This is a genomic window from Leptolyngbya sp. CCNP1308, from assembly GCF_034932455.1.
In the GTDB taxonomy this organism is placed as follows: domain Bacteria; phylum Cyanobacteriota; class Cyanobacteriia; order Phormidesmidales; family Phormidesmidaceae; genus Nodosilinea.
In genome coordinates, this window is the sequence record NZ_JAYGIH010000008.1 from 74,552 (window position 1) to 95,809 (window position 21,258).

Below are 21,258 nucleotides of genomic sequence, written 5' to 3' on the forward strand. Positions count from 1 at the left end.
AGGAGGAGAGGTGGTTGTCCCCTCCCACGAGGGGACAGTTTGGCACTACAGGTCGCAGACAGTGGGGTATCGGCGGGCCAGGTCAATGCCTTTGGCAACGAGTTTTTCGCCTTCGGCGCTGAGCTTTTCGAGGGAATCGAAGCCAAAGCGCTGGGCATCGCGCAGGGTTTTGCTGACCAAAATCAGCCGCCCCGAGAAGATCAGCGCCCAGCCAAAGCCCTCGTGGCTGAGGTCAATCACCACCTGGGAGAGTTGGCCGGTTTCGGCCTCAATGCGGAAGGCGATCGCCCGGTAAAAGGCCATAATTCGGCTCTGGGTGATAGGGTCTACCTCGCCTTCTACAGAAATTTGGCGCTTTTGGGCTTTGCTGAGTACGTAGGGCTTGAGCAGTAGCTCATCGGCCCAGTGGCGATAGGTGCCGTAGGGGTCGTTGGCGCGAATCTGCTGCACCATGGCTTTGAGAAAGGGCGAGCTATCGACCACAATGGCAGAGTCGAGGGCAACGGCGGTTTGTGCGGTAGTCATACGGTCACTTCCTCTTCGGTTTCGATGTAGGCGTCTTCAAATTTGGGGGTCTGGTCCTGGCGCAAGGCCTTGCGCAGCCAGGGCGGCGGGCTGCCCTGGAGGGTCTGCATCAGCTGAATCAGCATCGCCTCAATTTCGTCGGCTTCAGAATTGGACTTCATTGGCGTAATGCGGCGGTTGATCAGCCGCGCCGCCGCACTGCCGCCAATGTCTGCCACGTAGACGATGGTGCAGCCCTCCAGGGCCTTGAGCTTGGGCTCCAGCTTGTCTTCGTTGCCGTCTTCCTTTAGCTCACCGCCAAAGGTGAGGGTTTCGAGAAAGGTGTACCCGTCGAGGGTGAGGTCGTAAACGTCGATCTGGCTGGCCCAGCCGAAGTGGGCGTTGATATGAATGTTGTCTTTGGTTGCGAAGGCTATTTTCATAGGTAGTCTCCTTTTTTAAGAAAGTGAAATAAGAAGGCAGGCGCTTTGAATTTTGAATTTTGCACTTTGAATTCAAAGTGCAAAATTCAAAATTTGCTAACCACTCCCCTCCCGCCACTGATGCACCAGTTCATGGGTGCGCTCTTCGTCGGCTTCGAGCAGGATGTTGCCGATCGCAAACAGCAGATCCAGCGTGCCGCGATAGCCGACGGTGCAGCGGTGGCCGTTGCCCAGGTGCTCTAGCAGGGGGAATCCGTGCAGGTAGAGGGGAATGCCGAGGCGGCGGGCGATCGGGCGGGCTTTGGAGTTGGTGATCCACAGATCGGCGGTGGCGGCCATCGCTTCGAGATCCTCAAAGTCGCCGATGTAGACCTGCTCGATGGGCAAATCCTTCAGCAGGGGCGAGGGGGCAGCGGTGACGGCGGCCTGGATCTCGGCTCCGGTGGTGTGGAGCCACCAGGCGATGTTGTGCAGCAGATCGGGTTCGAGGGCGATCGCCACCTTTTTGCGGCCAAAGAAAAAGTGGGTGTCGAGCATGGCATCCTGCACCTGGCGACGCTGGCGCAGGTACTTGGCGGGTACGGGCTGACCGCTGATTTGGGAGAGGGTGTGGAGGAATTCGTCTACCGCACCGAGGCCCGTTAGCTGGGTGAAGGTAACGGCGGGGGTGTTGAAGCGATCCGTCAGAATTTTCGCCGCCCCGGCCATGCTGCCACCCAGGGCCAGGGTGAGGGCAGAGCGGCCCACGGCCTTGAGTTCGGCAACGGTGATACCGCCCGTCGCAGTGGTGGCAAAGTCGGCATCCTCCAGGTGGCCGTCTAGGGAGGTGGAGAGATCGGGCAGTGCGATCGCACTCAACCCAAACGCTTCCACCATCTCCTTCAGCTCCGCCACATCGCCGGGGCCAAAGGCGGCACTGGCCAGCAGGGTGATTTGTTTAGGGTTCACCTCCCCCGCTTCCGGCATGGTCTGCACCAGGCTTTCCACCGCTGCGGCAAAGCCATCCTCCAAGCTGCCCTTGTAGTCGGGGGTGGAGGCAAAGACGATGGGAACGGTGACATCAGGATTCGCCGCATGGAAGTCGCGCAGAATGCCCTGCATATCGTCGCCTCGGGTTTCCGTCAGACCCGTGGTAAACAACCCCACCAGCTCTGGTTGTGAGTTTTTAATCACCGTCAGCAGGCCGCTGTGCACATTGTCGTCGCCCCCCAGCACAGTGCTGACCTCGCTCATCGCCGTGGTCGCCAGGGGAATCGCCTCCTGAAAGTGGTTGACCAGCATCACCTTGGCAAAAGCCGTACAGCCCTGGGAACCGTGGAACAGCGGCATCGCCCCCTGAATGCCGAGGAAGGCTAGCGCCGCCCCCAGGGGTTGGCTCTGCTTGAGCGGGTTGACGGCCACGGCCTTACGGCGGGCGATGATTTTGGTGGGAGAGTTGGAGGAATTTTGAGTTTTGAGTTTTGAGTTTTGAGTTTCGGAATTCAAAACTAAACATTCAGAATTCAAAACTTTTCCCCAGGGCGCTTCCCGTCGCACCTCTGCCCACACCGGGCTGTGTAGCGTCTCATCCAGTTCCTTGGCCATCTCCAGCAGGCCGCCGTAGCCGGAGTAAGGGTTGTGGCGTTCCTGGTTGATGTGCAGAAAGGGAATGCGGGCTTTGAGGGCGGTGTACTGGTTGCGGCCTCCCGCGATCAGCATGTCGGCGTTGGTTTGCTCAATCACCTTCAGCAGTTCGGCGGCTCCGCCTTTTGCGAGCATGATGCCGTCCTGGCCGAGCAGGGTTTTGATCCGGGCTTTGTCTTCCTCGGTGCTCTTTTTGCTGCTGGTGGCGACTACTTTGATGCCCAAATCCTGGGCGGCGGAGATGATCGACCAGGATTTGACGCCGCCGGTGTAGAGGACGACCCGCTTGCCCAGGAGGCGATCGCGGTAGGGAGCGAGCTGCTGGTTCAGCTTCTCGGTTTCTTCAGCGATCACGGCTTCTACGCGGGCCTGCATGGCTTCGTCGCCCAGCTTGGCGGCGATCGCCCGCAGGCAGTGGTTCATATCCGCCACCCCATAGAACGACTCTTCTATATAAGGAATGCCGTAGCGCTCCTGCATTTTGTGAGCCAGGTTGATCAACGCCTTGGAGCAGATCATCACGTTGAGCTTGGCCCTGTGGGCGTAGGCTACCTCCTGGTAGCGGGCATCGCCAGTGATCTTGGACAGCACCCGAATGCCGACTTTCTCGAACAGGGGCAGCACGCCCCACAGTTCCCCGGCGATGTTGTACTCGCCAATCAGGTTGATGTCATAGGGGGTGGTGGTTTCGGGCTCTGCCGTGCCGATCACGTGCTCCAGCAGGGCTTCCCCGGCCAGGCGGTTGCCCAGGTTCTTGCTGCCCACAAAGCCGGGGGATTGCACCGGCACCACGGGCAGTCCCAGAGCCTCCCCTGCCGCCTTGCACACCGCCTCCAGGTCGTCGCCAATCAGCGCCGTCACACAGGTGGAATAGACAAACACGGCGGCGGGGCTGTAGCGCTCCTGCACATCCTGAATGGCTTTATAGAGCTTCTTCTCACCGCCAAAAATAATGTCGTTCTCGCTCAGGTCGGTGGTGAAGCCCATTTTGTAGAGCGTGTCGCCCGACGACAGACTACCCCGCCCACCCCAGGAGTTGCCCGCACAGGCGATCGGCCCATGCACCAGGTGGGCCACGTCGGTAATCGGCACCAGGGCAATGCTGGCCCCATCAAAGGCGCAGCCCCCCTGGGCGGCACCGGGCTTGGCCTGCTGCTGGCACACCTTGTTGTGACCTTTGCCATTTTTCTTGTGGTTGTGCTCGCAACCCGGCTGGGTCAGGAGGTCTGTCATGGTGACTTTGGTAGAAGACATGGCAGGGTGGGGGTGAAGGGTGGGCGGGTGGATGGGTGGATGAAGGGGCGTAGGGTGCATAACGCTGGGGCGAGGCTCCGCCAACGCGAAGCAATGCACCATTAGGAGGTATATGGCCTCAACACAAGTACGGGGTCACGTCTTCGCCGCAGCGATCGGCCAGGTAGGACAGCGCCCGAAACCGCAACCCCACCAGCTCGTCGTACACCGGGTTGAGTTTGCACAGGGCTGGAATGTGAATGGTGCGGCCCAGGAGGGATAGATCGCGCTCAAAGGGGCAGCAGCAGGGAATTAGGCGGCAGATCAGGTGGGCGAAGCGGCGGTTGGTGACCTCAATCCCGTTAATCCAGCGGCGCAGGGGAGTGAGCAGGCCAATACCAGGCGGTTGGGGCGGGGCGAGGGGATGGTCGTGGATGAAGGTAGCCATGGTGAGTGCTCGGTGGGTGAGGGCGAGAACGTGGCTGATTCGGGTTCCGGCTCCCCAGGGCGAGGGGTTGGGGGTGAGGGCCGAGGGGGATGGTGGGCAGTGCCCACCCTACGGGGTTGGGGGTGAGGGCCAAGAGTTACCAGGTGTCGTCGTCGTCCTGGGGAATCAGGGGTGGGCGGTCTTCGGTGAGTTCGAGTTCGCGGCTAAGGCAGCCGACCACGTAGTTGCTCTCTAAAAAATGCACTGAGTAAATGTAGGCCCGTTGCAGGTAGGTGCCGAGGCCGACGATGTAGCCGATGTCGCCCTTCTTGGCCAGGTGAGCCCCCACCTCCTGGCCGGGAAAGGTGCCATCGTTGCGAATCAACTTCAGAACGCGGACGCGATCGCCCATCTCAAACACAGGTGGGGAGTCGATTTCGATTTCTTCAGAAAGGCGCATGGGATCTGGGGAATGAAGGGGCGGGGGTAGGGGCGAACCGCAGTTCGCCCCCACAAGGAACCTAGCGAATCAGGTCGAAGGAGATATCCGTCTTCGCGGGCACGATGGTCTTGCGATCGAGTTCTTCCAGAATGGTGTTGATAATCCAGTTGAACTGGTTGATCGCGCCCTGGTAGCCAAAGGTGGCGTAGCGGTGCATGTGGTGGCGATCGAAGATCGGGTAGCCAATCCGCACCAGGGGGGTGCCGGTGTCGCGCCACAGGTACTTGCCGTAGCTGTTGCCAATTAGCAGATCGACGGGCTCGGTAAACATCAGCGATCGCAGATGCCACAGATCCTTCCCGCCCCACACCGTGCCGCCCTGGCCGTAGGGGCTGTTGGTCAGCAGTTCGCGGGCTTCGGCCTCAAATTCATCGTTGCTGTTGGTAACCACAATATGGGTGGGCTCCGCCCCCATCTCCAGCAAGAACTGGATCAGGCTCAGCGCGTGGTCGGGGTCGCCGTAGAGGGCCACCTTCTTGCCGTGAATCCAGGCCTGGGAGTCGGTCAGGGCATCCACCGCCCGGCCCCGTTCCTGCTGGAGTTCTAGCGGAATCGGCTTGCCGGTAATGGCCGACAGGGTCATCAAGAACTCATCGGTGCCCTTAATGCCAAAGGGCCGGAAGTTGTAGGTCTTTTGACCCCAATCCTTGGCGATGTACTCCTGGGTCTTGGGCGTGGTGTATTTCTGGAAGAACACCGTGCCCTCGGCGTTGATGCTGTCAGCGGTTTCAGCCAGGGTGGTGAGGCCGTTGTACATCTTAAATTCGCCCGTGTTGGGAGAGTCAAAGGTGTCCGAGTTGTCTGACAAAACCGTGTAGTCGACGCCAAACAGACCCAAAATCCGCTTCAGTTCGCGAATATTGCCAATGTAGGGGTCAAACCCCAGGTTGAAGTTGAACTTGCCGTTGGTCGTCTCAGCCTTCTGATTTTTGGTCAGGGTCGTGAGAATGCTCTTCAGCATGTTGTCGTAGCCAGTGATGTGCGAACCCACAAAGCTAGGGGTGTGAGCCGCAGGCACCGGCAGGTCTTCGGGAATGTGCCCTTCATTCTTGGCGGTAGTGATGTACGCGCCAATGTCATCCCCAATCACCTCGGCCATGCAGGTGGTGCAGAGGGCGATCATCTTGGGCTTGTAGAGGGTGTAGGAGTTTTCCAGACCCGACTTCAGGTTGCTGAGGCCGCCAAACACCGCCGCATCCTCCGTCATCGACGACGACACCGCCTGGAAGGGCTCTTTATAGTTACGGGTCAGGTGGCTGCGGAAGTAGGCCACACAGCCCTGGGAGCCGTGGCTGTAGGGCAGGGTATCTTCAAAGCCAGAGGCGACAAACAGTGACCCCAGGGGCTGGCAGGCTTTCGCCGGGTTAACGGTCAGGGCTTCGCGGGCAAAGTTCTTTTCTCGGTATTCCCAGCCCTTAGTCCATTCAGCGGTTTCGGCCACCAGGTCGCGGCTGTGGGCGCCCTCAAACTGGCGCTTGTACTCAAACAGGTCTTGGTAAGTATCGGTGTGGAATAGCTCAAAGTGGTCTTTAACCGGGCCCAGGTCTTCGCCCCCGCAGGAGGGCGTGGGAATGGTGTTGTCAAGATTGTCAGTCATGGTGCTCTCCTTGGGGGAGGGGAAAGGGTGGATGGGGGGAGGGGGTTTGGTCGGGGCGCACAGCAGTGCGCCCCGACGATCTTCAAGGCGTACGGCGGTACGCCCCTACGCCTCTTGCCAGGGTGGGTTGATCAGCCCCCAGGTGGGATTGTTAATGGCCAAATCCATGTCGCGGGCGAAGACTTCAAAGCCGTCGTAGCCGTGGTAAGGCCCGGAGTAATCCCAGGAGTGCATCTGGCGGAAGGGCAGAGCCATCTTCTGGAAGACGTACTTCTCTTTGATGCCAGCGGCGATTAGATCGGGCTTAAGTTCTTTGGCAAATTCCTCAAACTCGTAGCCGCTGATGTCGTCGTAGATAACGGTGCCTTCGTTGACGTACTCGGCGGTGCGTTTGTAGTCATCGCCGTGGCCAAACTCGTAGCCGGTGCCAATCACCTCCATGCCCAGGTCGGTAAAGGCGGGTACCACGTGGCGGGGGCGCAGGCCGCCGACCATCATCATCACTTTCTTGCCTTCTAGGCGGGCACGATACTTGGCTGCGATCGCATCCATGCGGGGCTGGTACTTGGCAATCACCTCTTCCGCCTTGGCCTGAATGGTTTCGTCAAACTGAGCGGCAATCTTGCGCAGCGACTTGGCGATCTGGGTGGGGCCAAAGAAGTTGTACTCCAGCCAGCCAATGCCGTACTTCTCTTCCATGAACCGGCAGATGTAGTTCATCGACCGGTAGCAGTGGATCAAGTTGAGCTTAGCCAAGGGCGTCATCACCACTTCGTTGAAGGTGCCATCGCCAGAGAACTGGCTGATCACCCGCAGGCCGATCTCCTCCAGCAGCAGGCGGCTGGGCCAGGCGTCGCCACCGATGTTGTAGTCGCCGATGATGTTGACGTCGTAGGGGCCGGGCTCAAAGCCCTCGGGCAGTTTGCGGTAGTCGTCGGCCTTGGGCAGCACCCAGTCGCGCACGGTGTCGTTAGCAATGTGGTGACCGAGGGATTGGGACACGCCCCGGAACCCTTCGCAGCGTACGGGAATAACGGGCTTGCCGGTCTCCTTGGCCTTGGCACGGGCAACGGCTTCAATGTCGTCACCAATTAGGCCCACCGGGCATTCCGATTCAATCGTGGTGCCCTGGCTGAGGGGAAAGAGGTCTTCCAGTTCGTCGATCAGTTTGGCTAGCTTTTTGTCACCGCCAAAGACAATGTCGCGCTCCTGGAAGTCGGAGGTGAACTGCATGGTGCCGAAGCTATCGACCCCGGTGGTGCCGACGTAGTAGTTGCGGCGGCCTGACCAGGAGTAGTAGCCGCAGCCCACCGGGCCGTGGCTGATGTGGATCATGTCTTTGACGGGTCCCCAGACCACCCCTTTAGCGCCTGCGTAGGCACAACCACGGGTGGTCATTACACCGGGGACGGACTTTTTGTTAGACTTCACGCCGCAGTCGGCCTTTTCGGCTTCCTGGACGCTGATGTGCTTGGCCCGCAGTTTTTTGGCTTTGTCGGGGTAGGCCTCTAGCACCTCATCAATCAGTGCCTTTCTGTCTTCTACGGTAGTCATGGTGCCCTCTCGGGTAGGGGTGGATGGGTAGCGGGAGGATGGGTAGTGGGTGAATGGGTGGATGGGTAGCGGGTAGGGAGAGATCCCAGGGTTCTGCTGGGGTGAACCGGTAAATCTGGCTATTGGCCAAGAACCCTGGGATCTGATGCAACGGAACCTAAACCGTCGCCAGGGCCTTGTCGGCCTCCAGCGCCTTCTGGTACTCTTCGTCGCCATCGAGAATGCCGAATTCGATCAACAGCTCCTCCAGCTCATCCATGGAGATGGGCGTGGGGATGGTGAGTTTTTTGTTGTTGATGATCTTGTCGGCCAGTTGGTTGTATTCCCCGGCTTGCTTGCTGTCGGGGGCGTACTCATTTACCGTCATGCGGCGCAGTTCGGCGTGCTGCACAATGTTGTCACGGGGGACAAAGTGAATCATTTGGGTGTTGAGGCGGCGGGCCAGCTCTTCGATTAGCTCAACTTCTTTGTCGGTATTGCGGCTGTTGCAGATTAGGCCGCCCAGGCGCACGCCGCCGGATTGGGCATACTTAAGAACGCCTCGGGCGATGTTGTTGGCTGCATACATGGCCATCATTTCGCCGGAAACAACGATGTAGATTTCCTGGGCTTTGCCTTCCCGAATGGGCATAGCAAAACCGCCGCAAACTACGTCGCCCAGTACGTCGTAGGAGACGAAATCGAGATCTTCGTAAGCGCCTTCTTCTTCAAGGAAGTTGATGGCGGTGATAATGCCTCGACCAGCACAGCCGACGCCGGGTTCTGGGCCGCCCGACTCAACGCACTTAACGCCGCGATAGCCGACTTGCAGCACTTGCTCAAGTTCGACATCTTCAACGGCACCGAGTTCGGCGGCCAGTTGCAGCACAGAGGTTTGGGCTTTGCTGTGCAGCATCAGACGAGTGGAGTCGGCCTTGGGGTCACAGCCGACGATCATGATCCGCTGGCCTTTTTCGGCCATGGCGGCCAGGGTGTTCTGCGAGGTGGTGGATTTGCCGATACCGCCTTTTCCGTAAAATGCAATCTGTCTCATGGGAAAGGTCTCCTAAGTTTGGAAGGGTGATCTGGGTGGAATGAAACGCTCGTTGTCTCGGATCAGGCGAGGGCCTGGGGGGAAGGCCGGGGGGTCGCGTCCGGCGTGGGGGAGGGAGGGGTGCATGGGTGGATGGGTAGGGGGTGAATGGGTGGATGGGTGGATGGGTGAGGGGTTAGGAGGTGGAAGGTAGGAACCGTAGGGTGCATTAGCGCAGCAATGCACCATTTAAGAAATTTGGATGCCTAAATCGCTTCCACGGTGAGGGTTGGCAGCACTAGCCGTTGCAGCTTGGCCTCGATCGCATACTTCAAGGTTTCTGTACTGCTGGCGCAGGAGCCGCAGGCTCCGTAGAGCTTGACCAGCACACGATCGCCCTGTACGTCGTGCAAACTCGCATCGCCGCCGTCGGCAATCAAAATGGGGCGCACCTCCTCCTCGATCACCTGCTGGATACGCATGATTTTTTCTAGGTTGGTGAGGGGGGTGGGGGAGTGGGCGGGTGGATGGGTGGGTGGGTGGATGGGTTGGGTGCTCTGTTCCTTGGCGACGGCCAGTGCGGCGGCGACCTTAACGGTTTCGGCAGACTGTTGGGCGTCTACGATCAGGTCTTCGATGTTGGCTAGGCAAGAGCCGCAGCCGCCTCCGGCTTTGACGTAGTTGGTGACTTGCTCCACGGTGGAAAGGTCGTTTTCGGCGATCGCCCGCTTAATCTTCTTCTCGGTGATGCCGTAGCAGGCGCAGACCAGGGTACCTTCGTCGTCCTCGTGGTGCTCCACTTCGATGCCGCGATACTTGTAGATCGCCGCTTCGAGAGCTTCCTGGCCCATCACCGAGCAGTGCATTTTGGCCTCCGGCAGGCCGCCCAAGAAGTCGGCAATGTCCTGGTTGGTGATGTGCAGCGCCTCATCGAGGGTGCGGCCCTTGATGATTTCGGTCAGGGCAGAAGAGGATGCGATCGCACTCGTGCAGCCAAAGGTCTGAAACCGGGCATCCAGAATGCTGTCGGTGGATTGCTGAATCTTTAGGTGCAGGCGCAGGGCGTCGCCGCAGGCAATGCTGCCCACTTCGCCGTAGACCACTGCCACATCGGGCTCGGCCGGGTCATCGATCGCACCCTGGTTAATCGGGTTGTAGAAGAGTTCGAGTACCTTTTCGGAGTAGTCCCACATGGCGGTTTCCGGGGGTGAGGGGTGGATGAGGGGGGAGGATTTCTTGTGGGATAGCCGTCTCGGCTGTCCAGGGAGGACAGGCAGAATGCCTATCCCACAAGAAATGTTCTAAGTCGCGGCAGCTAAATCTCGTCCTTGCAGCCACTCCGCCTGGTCGGTGTTAAAGGGCGACAGGGCGCGGAGGCGTTCGACGATATCGGGCATAACGGTGAGTACCTGGCGGATTTCGGCTTCGGTGGTGTAGCCCGACAGGCTAAAGCGAATTGAGCCGTGGAGAATGGTGTAGGGCAGGCCCATGGCGGTGAGTACGTGGGAGGGGTCGAGGCTGCCGGAGGTGCAGGCGGAACCGGAGGAAGCGCAGATGCCCTCGCGGTTGAGCATGAACAAAATCGCCTCGCCTTCGATGTACTTAAAGCCTATGTTGGTGGTGTTGGGCAGGCGGGGGGCACCGCCGCCGTTGACTACCGTGTCGGGGATGGTGGCGAGAATGCCGTACTCCAGCATGTCCCGCAGCTCGGCCTCGCGCTGGGTGTGGGCCAGATTGAGCTGGGCCAGTTCTGCCGCTTTGCCCAGGGCCACGATCGCAGGCACATTGTGGGTACCGGCCCGGCGACCTCGCTCCTGGTGGCCCCCCAATAAAAAGGGCCGGAAGCGGAAGCCCTTGCGGACATAGAGGGCACCGATGCCCTTAGGCGCATGCAGCTTGTGGCCAGAGAGGGTGAGCAGGTCGATGGTGCTGGTAGCCAAATCGATCGGCACTTTGCCCACGGCTTGCACTGCATCGACGTGGAAGATGGCACCGTATTCTTTGGCGATCGCCCCAATCTGCTCCACCGGAAAAATCACCCCGGTTTCGTTGTTGGCGTACATGGTCGTCACCAGGGCCGTGCCGCCGGTCATCGCCGCCTCCAGCTCCAGCAGATCCAGCTCGCCGCGATTATCGACGGACAGGTAAGTTACCTTGTAACCCCGCTTCTCCAGGTGCTTGCATACTGCAAGAATGGCCGGGTGCTCGACGGCGGTGGTGACAATGTGGCGCTTCTCCGGCTGAGACGCCAGGGCGGCATGGATGGCGGTATTGTTGCCCTCACTACCGCAGCTATTGAAGATAATCTCCGTCGGTTCGGCCCCCAGCAAGGTCGCCACCTGCTCGCGAGCGGTCTCGATCGCCCCTCCCACCTGACCACCAAAGCTGTGCATCGACGAGGGGTTGCCGTACAGCTCGCTCAGGTAGGGCAGCATGGCCTCCAGAACAGCGGGGTCAGTGCGGGTGGTGGCGTTGTTGTCGAGATAAGTGACCATGGCTTTTGGGGGGATGGGTGGGCGGGTGGATGGGTGGATGGGTCGGCGGGTGATGGGGTGGTGAGACGTAGGGTGCATAACGCCTAGGCTAGGCTCCGCCAACGCGAAGCAAGGCACCATTACACCGTCGTCGCCTGTAATCGGCTCACAGCCTGGGAATAGCCGTCAAACCAGGTGTGCCAGTAGCTCGAATCTTCGACGCTTTGGAGCCGCGCTACCATGCGGGTGTAGGTGGCAAACCACGATTCCCAGTAGTCCCCCGAGGCCTCCGAGAGCGAGGAAAGCGGCACTGCTGTAGCCCCGTTGGCTAGCGGCACGCAGCCCGCATTAGTCGGACAGGTGGCCCAGCATTGGGGCACCCCGTGGGAGCCTTTGCACTGGTTGCAGCGATCGATCTCAATCCAGAACGCCACACCGTTGGTTTGAATGGCTTGGGTCGGGCAGGCTGAGAGGCAGCGCTGGCAACCGATACAGCTTTGGGTAATGGAGTAGGGCATGGAAGCCTCCGGGAGTGAGGAGTGGGGAGTGGATGGGTAGCGGGGTGGTGAAAGGTCCAGTTCCCCTCTCCTCCCTGGGAGAGGGACTAGGGCCGGAATCTAACGCTTCAACACGTGCTCGTCGTAAAACTGCCGGGCCACGGTCTCAATCACGTCGTAGGCTTCGACCACCACCAGGCCCGCTTCCTGCAACTGCTTGCTGGGGCAAGGGCCAACCTTGGCGGCCAGCACAGCTTTGCAGTCAGAGATGGTGTCGATGATGCCGTTGAGCATGGCCTCTTCGCCGTAGCCGCCCTTGCAGTAGTCGGCGACTTTGCGGTGGCTAATGAACTTGGCCTCGGCGGCATCCACTTCGTAGATCATGAATTCTTTGGCGTGGCCGAAGTGTTGGTTGACGATACCGCCGCCCTTGGTGGCCACCGCAACCAGCACCTTAGGCGAATCCTCCGATAGGGCACCGGGGATGCGGGCGGCGGATTGCTTCTTGGCGTCGACGGCGGCCTTGGCCTGCGCAATGCCAATGTGGACAGCCTGGCGAGTTTCTAGGCTGTAGTCCACGGGCATTTCCATGAACTTTTCTTTGGTGAACTCTTGGCTGCGGTCTTCGCCCAGCAGGCCCACGGCGTCGGCGCGGCACTGGCGGCAGTGGCGCATCAGCTTGAGGTTGCCAGCGCAGTTGTCCTGTACCTGCTTCAACTCCTTAGGCTTAGGGCCGCGCTGGCCGTTGAGACCAAAGTAGGTGCCGTGCTCGGGGGCCGAAATCAGCGGCATAATGTTGTGCAGAAATGCGCCCCGCTCCCGAATGGCGGCATTGACCTCGGGCATGTGCTCGTCGTTGATGCCGGGAATAAGCACCGAGTTGACTTTGCAGAGAATGTCCGCCTCTTTGAGGGCTTGTAGCCCCTCCATCTGGCGCTCGTGGAGAATGCGGACGCCTTCAATACCGCGATAGCGCTTGCGGCGGTAGTGCACCCAGGGATAAATTTTCTCGCCGATCGCCGGGTCGACCATATTGATAGTGATGGTGACGTGGTCGACGTTGAGGGCCTTGATGCGATCGACGTAGTCGGGCAGCATCAGACCGTTGGTAGACAGGCAGAGTTTGATATCCGGGGCCTGCTCGGCAATCAGCTCAAAGGTGCGGAAGGTTTTTTCGGGGTTGGCCAGGGGGTCGCCGGGGCCAGCAATGCCCAGCACCGTCATCTGGGGAATTTTGCCTGCGACGACCAGAACCTTGTGGGCCGCTTCTTCGGGGGTAAGCAGTTCGCTGACCACCCCAGGGCGGCTCTCGTTGGCGCAGTCGTACTTACGGTTGCAGTAATTACACTGAATATTGCAGGCGGGGGCCACGGCCACGTGCATGCGGGCGTAGTGGTGGTGGGCCTCTTCGCTATAGCAGGGATGCTTTTCGATGCGGGCTCTCATGCTATCGCTGAGGGCGTCGGCATCGGTGGTGGTGCTACACCCGGTGGTGGTGGCGCAACCGCCGCTGCCCACCGCCGGTTTGACCAGAGTTTTGGTTTTGGTCAGGGTAATGTCCAGATCGGGCGTCGCGGTGGGCGCGGAGGTCAGGGCAGTAGAGGGCGGTGGCGTCATGGGTTTGGGGAGGTAGGGGTGGGCAATGAGTGGGTGGGTAGGCGGGTAGCGGGTGGATGGGTGGGAGGGTAGGGTGGGCACTGCCCTCCCACCAATTAGGCTGAAAACATAGAACCTTGGCTTTCTGCCGCTGGCCGATGGGTGGCTCCCAAATTAGGGGAGTGGAACCCATCGGCCAGTGCACCTTGTTGTCTCAGCTCTGCGATTTCCTCGGGTGGGTGGTGTTCGGTGAAATCGCTTTAGCACTCGATGTCTGTACAAGGGGTAAACAGGGCAAACGTCGAGGTAAATGGCTTTAACCAAGCCGGGGTTGACGTTGCTATCCGTTGGGTACTCTCGGTTCAGAGTTCGAGTAACGCTGGGGTGCTCGGCGTTGAGAGAGTTATAGCAACGCCCATCGCCCACCCTGGGGCCACCGTCCCGATAGGATTTATTGAATGATTAACACTGCACTCAAAGGCTGAACCCCTTGAAACGGCGGAGTTCAATCTTTTTTTGAAGTTAAGGGGGCGAGTATTTTACCCACCCTGCCCTGGCTTTTTTTTTGTTCACGCCGGTATTTCTGTACTCAGCTCCAAGGCTTTACGGTCAGGGGATATAGCCTAAATTAACCCTGAATGTAGAGACTTTTTTTGAGTACTCAAACCGGCTGCTTTTGCAAAGCTCGATACAGAATAGGGGGTGCTTTTAAAAAAGCAAATTTTGCATTTGTATCCATTCTTTCTCTATTTAATAGAGAACGGTATCAGGCTTAACAGTTTTAAGGTTAAGCAATGTAAAAGTCCTTCGCTTAGCGTCAGCAGGGTCTATCAAACGCTGGTCGTAGGGCAAGCATTGGAACCATCCCCGTCGTTCGGTTGCAGCCGTAAAGCGCATAAGGTTGGGTGCGTTTTGAGGGGCGATCGCATCCCTCCACCCAACCCACTCCTATACCCCAATCTGCAAGTTGTTAAGGATTACTGAATTAAATAGAGAAGGTTTTGCCAAATCTGCTACAGTTTACATTGTAAAACCATGAATTAAACTCTGGGAAACCCGTACTTTGAGTGCAAACTCCCAACATACTCCCCAGTCTTAAAAACCGAGTCAACGTCTGATATGGCAAGGCGTTAGCCTTGAGTGCACAATACTTAGCCCTGGCCGTAAAAACACTCATTCCCAAGCTCAAAAATACTCGTCCCCTAGCCCTACACAAACTTCGAAGGCTGCGCTCTCTAAGGGTTGAGCGGTTGAGTACAGGGCTAATAGTTTTAGTAAGTTTGGATAGGGCGAGCCGTGGCAGACCGCATTTTGGCCATTGCTATAAGCAGAGAAACAAACGCCCCTCCGAGCCATGTTTCTCCCTCTGTCGCGCTTTTCTACCAGGTTTTCTATTGATGTCGCCGCCCTGCGGCAGCGTCTGCCCCTGCTAGATGCCCTCCTGGACGACTTTGCCATCATCTTTGAGCGCGACCCGGCGGCAACCCACTGGCTGGAGGTGCTGTGCTGTTATCCCGGTCTGCACGCGCTGGCGGCCCATCGACTGGCCTACGGGTTGCGCGATCGCGGCATCCCTGTTCTGCCCCGGTTCATTTCCCATCTCAGCCGCTTCTTTACTGGCATTGACATTCACCCCGGCGCAAACCTTGGCCGGGGTGTCTTTATAGACCACGGCATGGGCGTGGTAATTGGTGAAACCGCGATTGTTGGGGACTACTGCCTGATCTACCAAGGGGTCACCCTGGGCGGCACCGGCAAAGAAACCGGCCAGCGCCACCCTATGGTCGGTCACCACGTGGTGATTGGGGCCGGGGCCAAGGTCTTAGGCCGCATTGCCATTGGCGACTACGCCCGCATTGGGGCCGGGTCTGTGGTGCTGCGCCCGGTGCCCGCCCACTGTACCGCCGTGGGCATTCCCAGCCGCAACGTGTGCCGCTGCAATACCCAAACCGCGCCCCTAGAGCACAGCCAGCTGCCCGACACCGAAGCCGCTACCCTGCGATCGCTGCTCGACCGCATCGAAGCCGCTACCCTGCGATCGCTGCTCGACCGCATCGAAGCCCTCGAAGCTCAACTCAGCGAGCTCAAACAGTCCTCCCCTACCCACTCACCCCTACTGGAGCTAGTGCCATGAATCAGTCCCCTACCCTGCCCAGTTGGGGGCAGACGGTGTCAGTCCGGCGGTGCGATCGCTGGTCGATCCACCGCCGTCTCCAAGAGCTCAACATCCCCTGTGCCTGCCCCGCCGACGGCACCCTGCGCGTCGAGGTCAACCACGCCCTGGCGCTGCTGCTAGTCCGCAGCGCCGTGCGCCAATTTTCCACCTCCCGCCAGGAAGGCATCGACTGGCTAGAGCGCTGTTGGCAAAGCCAGGAGGTATGCGCGGCAAATTCCTAGAATTTCGGATTTTAGATGTTGGATTTTGCATCAAGGCCGCTGCTCCAAAATCCAAAATCGCCAATCCAAAATTCCCCCACCCCTTACTCATCCACCCATCCACCCCTACCGGAGTCATCCCATGTCCACGACCCCAGCTACGACCGCAACCCTAGTCCGCGCCTTTGGCGAGGTTGGCCCCAACCCCGTCGGCTTTGAGCTCGATGTCACCGCCCCCATTTGCGAAGGGCTAAACCTGGCCTACGCCAGCTTTCAGGCCCTCTATTTTCAGTACCAAAAGCAGCACTTTGTGGTCGAAGGCGCTGAATTTTACTCGGTGCACGAGTTCTTTCAAGACAGCTATGGGGCCGCCCAGGGCAGCGCCCACGATCTGGCAGAACGGCTGAACGGTCTCGGCGGCATTCCCGCTGGCAGCTTTGCCACCCTGGCCGACCTGTGCTGCTTTACCCCCGAGCCCGATGGCGCCTACACCTGTCGCCAAATGCTCGAAAACGATCTGGCGGCCGAGCAAGCCGTAATTGCCCTGCTGCGCCGCCTCTCGGCTCAGGCCGAAAGTTTGGGCGATCGCGCCACCCGCTACCTCTACGACGAAATTCTGCTCAAAACCGAAGATCGCGCCTTCCATGTCGATCACTTCCTCACCCACGACAGCCTGACCCTGGCCTTCGCCGGGAACTAGGGCCGGCCCCGTAGGTTGGGTGAAGCGCCAGCGCAACCCAACAAACCCCAATGTCGGGCTCCACTTTGTTCCACCCAACCTACCCGCTACTCGTGACTGTTCGCGTTCCGTTACCCCTCACCCTTCACAGGTTTCCATTGTGATAGTCGCGCTTTCCACCACCGCCTTCCTGTTCAGCATTGCTCTGATGTTCAAGGGATTTCTGCAATTGCTCGTGGTTATACCCCATGGGGAGCTGACTCAGCCCCACCCCCACATCAGCCTGCCTAAGCCTTGAGGTCTGTCTGGATTCGCTCTCCTGTCCTCCCACCCGGTCGCCACCATGCCCACCGCCATCTCCATCAACGACACCACCCTCCGCGACGGCGAACAGGCCGCTGGCGTTGCCTTTGGCCTTGAGGAAAAGGTTGCCATTGCCAAGTTCCTCGATGCCATTGGCGTCCAGGAGCTAGAGGTAGGCATTCCCGCCATGGGGCAAGACGAGGCCAGGGCGATTCGCGCGATCGCAGACCTGGGCCTCAACGCCCACCTACTGGGGTGGAACCGAGCCGTCCTCTCAGACATTCAGGCCTCAATTCACTGCGGCCTGAAACGGGTGCACATTTCAATTCCAGTCTCTGAGATCCAGATTCAGGTGAAGTTTCAGGGGCGCTGGCTGGCCATGCTAGAGCACCTGCGCGACGCCATTTCCTTTGCCCGCGACCACGGGCTGGAGGTCAGTGTGGGCGGTGAAGACAGCTCTCGCGCCGACGACAGCTTTTTGATCGATACTGCCCAGTACGCCCAGGAGTGGGGAGCCTTTCGGTTTCGCTTTTGCGACACCGTGGGCATTCTCGACCCCTTCACCACCTACGACAAAGTGCAAAAGCTAGTCAACACGCTGAAAATTCCGGTGGAAATGCACACCCACAACGACCTGGGCCTGGCCACGGCCAATGCTCTAGCCGGGGTGCGGGCCGGAGCCACCTCCGTCAACACCACCGTCAACGGCCTGGGCGAACGGGCTGGCAACGCCGCCCTCGAAGAAGTGGTCATGGCGCTGAAACACCTCTATGGCCTCAAAACCGGCCTCAAAACCCAGCATTTGCTGGAGCTGTCGCGCTTTGTGGCCAAAACCGTCAACTGCGCTGTCCCTCCCTGGAAGGCGATCGTAGGCGACAACACCTTTGCCCACGAGTCGGGCATCCATGCCCACGGCGTGCTGCACAACCCCAGCACCTACGAACCCTTTGACCCCAGCGAAGTCGGTCGCCAGCGCAGCCTGGTGGTGGGCAAACACTCCGGTCGCCACCTGATCAACCGAGTGCTCTCCGAGCAGGGCATTCATCTAGATGCCGATCGCAGCCAGTCGGTATTGGCCAGCGTCCGCGATCGCGCCGTCTGCCTAAAACGCAGCCTCACCGTCGATGAGTTACTCAGCGTTGTCGCTTCGCAAAGGTAGGCGGGTAGGAGGGTAGATGGGTAAATGGGTGGATGCGATTTCATTCGTTCTACCACCCACGCTCCCACGCTCCCACTCATCCACTCCCCACTCATCCACTCCCCACTCGTCCACCCTCCCACTCCCCCCCGAAACCCCAATGAAAGTAATGCTCCGCACTAATGACGCCGGTAAGCTCCTGGTTTACGTGGCCAAAAAAGACCTTGAAGAAGAAGTGGTGTCTCAAACGGCGAGCGACAACGCCCAGATCTTTACTTTGTCAAACGGGTGGGAACTCTCGATTGCTGGCCTCAGCGACCCGATTAAAACGCCCCAAACCGTCGATGCCAGAAGGTTGAATTAGCCCAGGGTCGGTTGTCAGTGCCTGAGTTTTGGTGGGCAGTGCCCACTCTACAGCTACAGCTACTCACCCCCCATCTGCACATCGACACATCCCCACCTATCGCCCCGTTTACTTATCCACGTACCCACCCAAGGAGCTTTGTCATGGCCGAAACCACCCTTCCCCCCTGGATGTTTAACCTGGATGGCACCTTTTTAAACTTCGTCGAAGCCGACCCGATCAAGGCCAAAACCATTCGCCTGGAGGTCGAGGGCGAGGTGCTAGCCATTAAGCTGCGCAAAGAAGTGCGGCGGGTGCTGCGATCGCGCCTGCAACCCGGCGACTACCTGCGCTGCATTGGCCGCAGCGAGTTGGATGGTGACACCATTAAACTCAAGGCCCATCAGGTGTTTACCCTCCTGCCTCCCCGACCCACGTTCTGCCAACTTCCCGACACCTAATCCATTCCCCAACCCACTCACCCGTCCACCCCGGCCCCTACACTCAAGATTCAGGTGTGCCGCAAATCGGGTTGCCAGAAACGGGGCGGTCAGCAGCTGCTGGTGGCCCTAGAGCAGGCACTGCGCGATCGCAACCTGCAAACCCAGGTCGAAATTCAGTACACCGGCTGCCAAAAACACTGCTCTGACGCGCCCACCTTTACCGTTTCTCCCGGTCATCACCGCTACAGCCGGGTGCAGCCCTCCCGCCTGCCGGCCATTTTAGATCGCCACCTGGCCGCCCCTAGACCAAGCCCGGGAACGGTCTGAGCATGTTCCAACTACCAAGACATCCTTTCTAAGGCTGCGAACTCAGCCCGATGGGCCGATCGCGGCGAGATTCCGAATACGTATTGAGTTAGAACACTCCAAGGGTGTTTCCCCGTCCGATCGCACCCTCTGGGAGCGGCAGACCGTCCTCTAGGGGTGGCGTCGTTGTACGACCTTGCCTAGGGCCTGCAAAGACAAAGATGAACTTTTGTTGCACAATAATCCAATTCGCAATATGGTCATCATTCCACAACAATAAAGGCGTAAAAAGCGTTATTCCAACAACATAAATTTTTTCTAGGAAGTCCAGTCTGAACCTATTTTGAGCAATAAAAAAGAAATAATTAAACTGTATCCAGGGCCATGAAATCTGGGGGTTTGGGTTGTTATCCGTAGTAGGGTAAATTACTCAAAAGGGGGGGTCGCAATGGTCTACACCGTCAAAGAGGGTTGCATTACCTGCGGTGACTGCCGCGATCTTTGCCCCACTGGCGCGATTAAGCCCGGCGAAGATGCCTTCTGGATTGACCCTACCCTGTGCGATCGCTGTGACGACATTGAGACACCCCCCTGCGCCAATGCCTGCCCGGTTGGTTCCCTGGCACCCCTCCAGCCCAAAAAAGGGCGCAACAAAAGCACCCTGCTGCCCGCCGCCATCCCTACTATTTTTCTAAACGGCAAGACCACCCCCTTCGCCTCATCTATGGTGGTGTGGGAAGCCTGCAATATTTTGGCCCAGCGCCAGTCGCTCCCCTGGCGGATGGATGGTGAGCAGCGGCTCTGCTACGAGCGCTCCATTCACCGAGGGCAGGGCACCATGCGGTTTCGGCTGGCCACTAACCCCGAGGCCACCCACCTGCTGCCAATGACCTATGAGCTGGGCACCGCCGCCCTGGCCCAGTTTGATCTGCGCGCCGCCTGTCTACACCTGATTTTTGCCGCCTGCGCCACCAATCACGATCGCCCCTGGGAAGAGCCCTTTGTGCTCAACGACCAGCAGATTGAGCAGTACCTGGGCCTCAACCGCCGCAAAGATCTGACCAAACTCGAAAAGCTCACCCTGATTAAAGAGCTGATCCATCAAGCCTGCCAGATTCTGGTTTCCCTCGACTGGCCTCGCCAGGGCAAGGTGCAAGGGTTTTGCCTGACCGAGCATCCGGTTTGGCATCTGCTCGACACCCAGTACTATTTTGAGGCAGACGCCGGGGGGGGTCGCCACCTGATTGGGCTTAGTTTTACAGTCCAGCCGGGCCTCTGGGCGCAGCATTTTCTCAACCGGCAAGACTACCGCAAGCAAACCGCTTTTTACCAGTACGGCACTCTGCCCCAGTCTTTATTAATGGAGGTAATGGGCAGCTGGCAGCAGCACGAAGGGGCCATGCGGCTGCTGCTGTGGCTGGTGTTTAAGCTGCGCCTGGGCAGCGATCACCGCATGACCGTGCGTACTCTATTGCGCCTGGCCTACGGCGACGCTCGCCTCACCGAGGCTACCACTGTGCGCGGTGCCCACAAGCGCCTGCTCAAGATCTTTGAGAACGATTTAGAGGCTATTCATCGCTACGGGCTCCAGCCTCAGTTTGACCCAGAGACCTACGGCCCCGACATTCAACCGCTGTGGGCCAGGGTGGCCGAAATTCCTGACGATGCCGATGCTGCCCTCGCCTTTTGGACCGACGATGCCAACCGCGATCGCAGCCTCACCGATCGCGCCCCCCGCGACAAGTGGCAGCGCCTGCTCAACGCCCGCCTGCTGGGGTTTGAGCTGCCCGAAGACTGGCAGCAGAGCGTGCGCAAACCCCGCCCCCAGCGCCGCCGCTCGGCCAAATCGACGACCCAGCCCACTGCCAATACCCTCTCCAGTGACACCATTAAAGCGGCACGCCAGCAGCTCAACCTCAGCCAGCGCGCCCTGGCCCAGCGCCTCGGCAAAAGCCAAAGCTGGATTCGCGATGTGGAGAACGGGCGGTTTAACATTAGCGCCAGCGATCGCACCCTGCTGCAAGATGTTCTGGGCCTGGGCTAGGGCGTGTCATCAAATAAGCCAGATCATGGAAGCCGCGATGTAAATCGCGCTGAGAAACGTTTCGGCTAGCTTGTCGTAGCGAGTGGCAATGGCTCGATACTGCTTGAGCTTGGCAAAGAAATTTTCAATGAGATGCCGTGCTTTGTACAACTCCCGGTCATAGT

21 protein-coding genes are annotated in these 21,258 nt (G+C 59.1%); 8 read left to right on the forward strand and 13 right to left on the reverse strand.

Annotated features, from left to right (window positions below):
- Window positions 1–45 precede the first annotated feature (45 nt).
- From VB780_RS05890 to nifB, 12 genes are all read right to left on the reverse strand, one after another.
- Window positions 46–525, reverse strand: coding sequence for a NifX-associated nitrogen fixation protein (locus VB780_RS05890; protein ID WP_323350214.1), 480 nt, complete (start codon window positions 523–525; stop codon window positions 46–48).
- Complete coding sequence (nifX, locus tag VB780_RS05895; RefSeq protein ID WP_323350215.1) at window positions 522–947, reverse strand: nitrogen fixation protein NifX; 426 nt, start codon at window positions 945–947, stop codon at window positions 522–524. Before nifX ends, VB780_RS05890 begins: the two co-directional genes overlap by 4 nt.
- A gap of 96 nt (window positions 948–1,043) precedes the next feature.
- On the reverse strand, window positions 1,044–3,824 hold the full coding sequence (locus tag VB780_RS05900) for a bifunctional nitrogenase iron-molybdenum cofactor biosynthesis protein NifEN (RefSeq protein ID WP_323350216.1): 2,781 nt from the start codon (window positions 3,822–3,824) through the stop codon (window positions 1,044–1,046).
- A gap of 118 nt (window positions 3,825–3,942) precedes the next feature.
- Window positions 3,943–4,251 carry a Mo-dependent nitrogenase C-terminal domain-containing protein gene (locus tag VB780_RS05905; RefSeq protein WP_323350217.1) on the reverse strand — a complete coding sequence of 103 codons (309 nt, stop codon included), beginning with the start codon at window positions 4,249–4,251 and terminating at the stop codon, window positions 3,943–3,945.
- 136 nt (window positions 4,252–4,387) lie between these two features.
- Entirely contained in the window at window positions 4,388–4,690 is a 303-nt protein-coding gene (locus VB780_RS05910; protein ID WP_323350218.1) for a nitrogen fixation protein NifZ, read from the reverse strand.
- A 61-nt stretch (window positions 4,691–4,751) separates the two neighbouring features.
- Window positions 4,752–6,329 (reverse strand): nitrogenase molybdenum-iron protein subunit beta, encoded by a 1,578-nt coding sequence (gene nifK / locus VB780_RS05915; RefSeq protein ID WP_323350219.1) that lies wholly within the window; start codon window positions 6,327–6,329, stop codon window positions 4,752–4,754.
- Between the two features lie 105 nt (window positions 6,330–6,434).
- Window positions 6,435–7,883, reverse strand: coding sequence for a nitrogenase molybdenum-iron protein alpha chain (gene nifD / locus VB780_RS05920; protein ID WP_323350220.1), 1,449 nt, complete (start codon window positions 7,881–7,883; stop codon window positions 6,435–6,437).
- Window positions 7,884–8,040: 157 nt separating this feature from the next.
- On the reverse strand, window positions 8,041–8,916 hold the full coding sequence (gene nifH / locus VB780_RS05925; protein ID WP_317036507.1) for a nitrogenase iron protein: 876 nt from the start codon (window positions 8,914–8,916) through the stop codon (window positions 8,041–8,043).
- A gap of 245 nt (window positions 8,917–9,161) precedes the next feature.
- The gene (gene nifU, locus VB780_RS05930) at window positions 9,162–10,088 is read right to left on the reverse strand and encodes a Fe-S cluster assembly protein NifU (RefSeq protein WP_323350221.1); all 927 of its coding nucleotides are present in this window, start codon (window positions 10,086–10,088) and stop codon (window positions 9,162–9,164) included.
- A 108-nt stretch (window positions 10,089–10,196) separates the two neighbouring features.
- Window positions 10,197–11,390: a cysteine desulfurase NifS gene (nifS, locus tag VB780_RS05935; protein ID WP_323350222.1), complete on the reverse strand. Its 1,194-nt coding sequence runs from the start codon at window positions 11,388–11,390 to the stop codon at window positions 10,197–10,199.
- A 119-nt stretch (window positions 11,391–11,509) separates the two neighbouring features.
- Entirely contained in the window at window positions 11,510–11,887 is a 378-nt protein-coding gene (locus tag VB780_RS05940) for a 4Fe-4S dicluster domain-containing protein (RefSeq protein WP_323350223.1), read from the reverse strand.
- Window positions 11,888–11,986: 99 nt separating this feature from the next.
- On the reverse strand, window positions 11,987–13,483 hold the full coding sequence (gene nifB, locus VB780_RS05945; protein WP_323350224.1) for a nitrogenase cofactor biosynthesis protein NifB: 1,497 nt from the start codon (window positions 13,481–13,483) through the stop codon (window positions 11,987–11,989).
- Window positions 13,484–14,816: 1,333 nt separating this feature from the next.
- On the opposite strand from nifB, the gene cysE reads away from it, so the two are divergent.
- The 8 genes from cysE (at window position 14,817) to VB780_RS05985 (ending at window position 21,094) form a co-directional block, all read left to right on the forward strand.
- Entirely contained in the window at window positions 14,817–15,596 is a 780-nt protein-coding gene (gene cysE, locus VB780_RS05950) for a serine O-acetyltransferase (RefSeq protein WP_323350225.1), read from the forward strand.
- Window positions 15,593–15,859, forward strand: coding sequence for an Asr1405/Asl0597 family protein (locus VB780_RS05955; RefSeq protein WP_323350226.1), 267 nt, complete (start codon window positions 15,593–15,595; stop codon window positions 15,857–15,859). Before cysE ends, VB780_RS05955 begins: the two co-directional genes overlap by 4 nt.
- A gap of 121 nt (window positions 15,860–15,980) precedes the next feature.
- Window positions 15,981–16,538, forward strand: a complete 558-nt coding sequence (locus VB780_RS05960) for a Dps family protein (protein WP_323350227.1) — start codon at window positions 15,981–15,983, stop codon at window positions 16,536–16,538.
- A 322-nt stretch (window positions 16,539–16,860) separates the two neighbouring features.
- Window positions 16,861–17,979, forward strand: a complete 1,119-nt coding sequence (nifV, locus tag VB780_RS05965; protein WP_323350228.1) for a homocitrate synthase — start codon at window positions 16,861–16,863, stop codon at window positions 17,977–17,979.
- Between the two features lie 139 nt (window positions 17,980–18,118).
- Window positions 18,119–18,322, forward strand: coding sequence for a putative nitrogen fixation protein NifT (nifT, locus tag VB780_RS05970; protein WP_323350229.1), 204 nt, complete (start codon window positions 18,119–18,121; stop codon window positions 18,320–18,322).
- A gap of 143 nt (window positions 18,323–18,465) precedes the next feature.
- Window positions 18,466–18,762 carry a hypothetical protein gene (locus VB780_RS05975; protein ID WP_323350230.1) on the forward strand — a complete coding sequence of 99 codons (297 nt, stop codon included), beginning with the start codon at window positions 18,466–18,468 and terminating at the stop codon, window positions 18,760–18,762.
- Window positions 18,763–18,765: 3 nt separating this feature from the next.
- Complete coding sequence (locus VB780_RS05980; protein WP_323350233.1) at window positions 18,766–19,071, forward strand: (2Fe-2S) ferredoxin domain-containing protein; 306 nt, start codon at window positions 18,766–18,768, stop codon at window positions 19,069–19,071.
- A 427-nt stretch (window positions 19,072–19,498) separates the two neighbouring features.
- Window positions 19,499–21,094 (forward strand): helix-turn-helix domain-containing protein, encoded by a 1,596-nt coding sequence (locus VB780_RS05985; protein ID WP_323350231.1) that lies wholly within the window; start codon window positions 19,499–19,501, stop codon window positions 21,092–21,094.
- 9 nt (window positions 21,095–21,103) lie between these two features.
- Here VB780_RS05985 and VB780_RS05990 read toward each other — a convergent pair.
- Window positions 21,104–21,258, reverse strand: a 155-nt coding sequence (locus tag VB780_RS05990) for a transposase (protein WP_323350234.1), incomplete at its 5' end; no start/stop codon positions are given.

Bases quoted from the DNA above. Each gene is read 5' to 3' on its own strand.
- VB780_RS05890 (WP_323350214.1), bottom strand. From the start codon at position 525: ATGACTACCGCACAAACCGCCGTTGCCCTCGACTCTGCCATTGTGGTC.
- nifS (WP_323350222.1), bottom strand. From the start codon at position 11,390: ATGGTCACTTATCTCGACAACAACGCCACCACCCGCACTGACCCCGCT.
- nifK (WP_323350219.1), bottom strand. From the start codon at position 6,329: ATGACTGACAATCTTGACAACACCATTCCCACGCCCTCCTGCGGGGGC.
- VB780_RS05975 (WP_323350230.1), top strand. From the start codon at position 18,466: ATGGCCGAAACCACCCTTCCCCCCTGGATGTTTAACCTGGATGGCACC.
- nifH (WP_317036507.1), bottom strand. From the start codon at position 8,916: ATGAGACAGATTGCATTTTACGGAAAAGGCGGTATCGGCAAATCCACC.
- nifB (WP_323350224.1), bottom strand. From the start codon at position 13,483: ATGACGCCACCGCCCTCTACTGCCCTGACCTCCGCGCCCACCGCGACG.
- VB780_RS05940 (WP_323350223.1), bottom strand. From the start codon at position 11,887: ATGCCCTACTCCATTACCCAAAGCTGTATCGGTTGCCAGCGCTGCCTC.
- cysE (WP_323350225.1), top strand. From the start codon at position 14,817: ATGTTTCTCCCTCTGTCGCGCTTTTCTACCAGGTTTTCTATTGATGTC.
- nifV (WP_323350228.1), top strand. From the start codon at position 16,861: ATGCCCACCGCCATCTCCATCAACGACACCACCCTCCGCGACGGCGAA.
- VB780_RS05960 (WP_323350227.1), top strand. From the start codon at position 15,981: ATGTCCACGACCCCAGCTACGACCGCAACCCTAGTCCGCGCCTTTGGC.
- VB780_RS05955 (WP_323350226.1), top strand. From the start codon at position 15,593: ATGAATCAGTCCCCTACCCTGCCCAGTTGGGGGCAGACGGTGTCAGTC.
- VB780_RS05905 (WP_323350217.1), bottom strand. From the start codon at position 4,251: ATGGCTACCTTCATCCACGACCATCCCCTCGCCCCGCCCCAACCGCCT.
- nifU (WP_323350221.1), bottom strand. From the start codon at position 10,088: ATGTGGGACTACTCCGAAAAGGTACTCGAACTCTTCTACAACCCGATT.
- nifD (WP_323350220.1), bottom strand. From the start codon at position 7,883: ATGACTACCGTAGAAGACAGAAAGGCACTGATTGATGAGGTGCTAGAG.
- VB780_RS05985 (WP_323350231.1), top strand. From the start codon at position 19,499: ATGGTCTACACCGTCAAAGAGGGTTGCATTACCTGCGGTGACTGCCGC.
- nifT (WP_323350229.1), top strand. From the start codon at position 18,119: ATGAAAGTAATGCTCCGCACTAATGACGCCGGTAAGCTCCTGGTTTAC.
- nifX (WP_323350215.1), bottom strand. From the start codon at position 947: ATGAAAATAGCCTTCGCAACCAAAGACAACATTCATATCAACGCCCAC.
- VB780_RS05910 (WP_323350218.1), bottom strand. From the start codon at position 4,690: ATGCGCCTTTCTGAAGAAATCGAAATCGACTCCCCACCTGTGTTTGAG.
- VB780_RS05900 (WP_323350216.1), bottom strand. From the start codon at position 3,824: ATGTCTTCTACCAAAGTCACCATGACAGACCTCCTGACCCAGCCGGGT.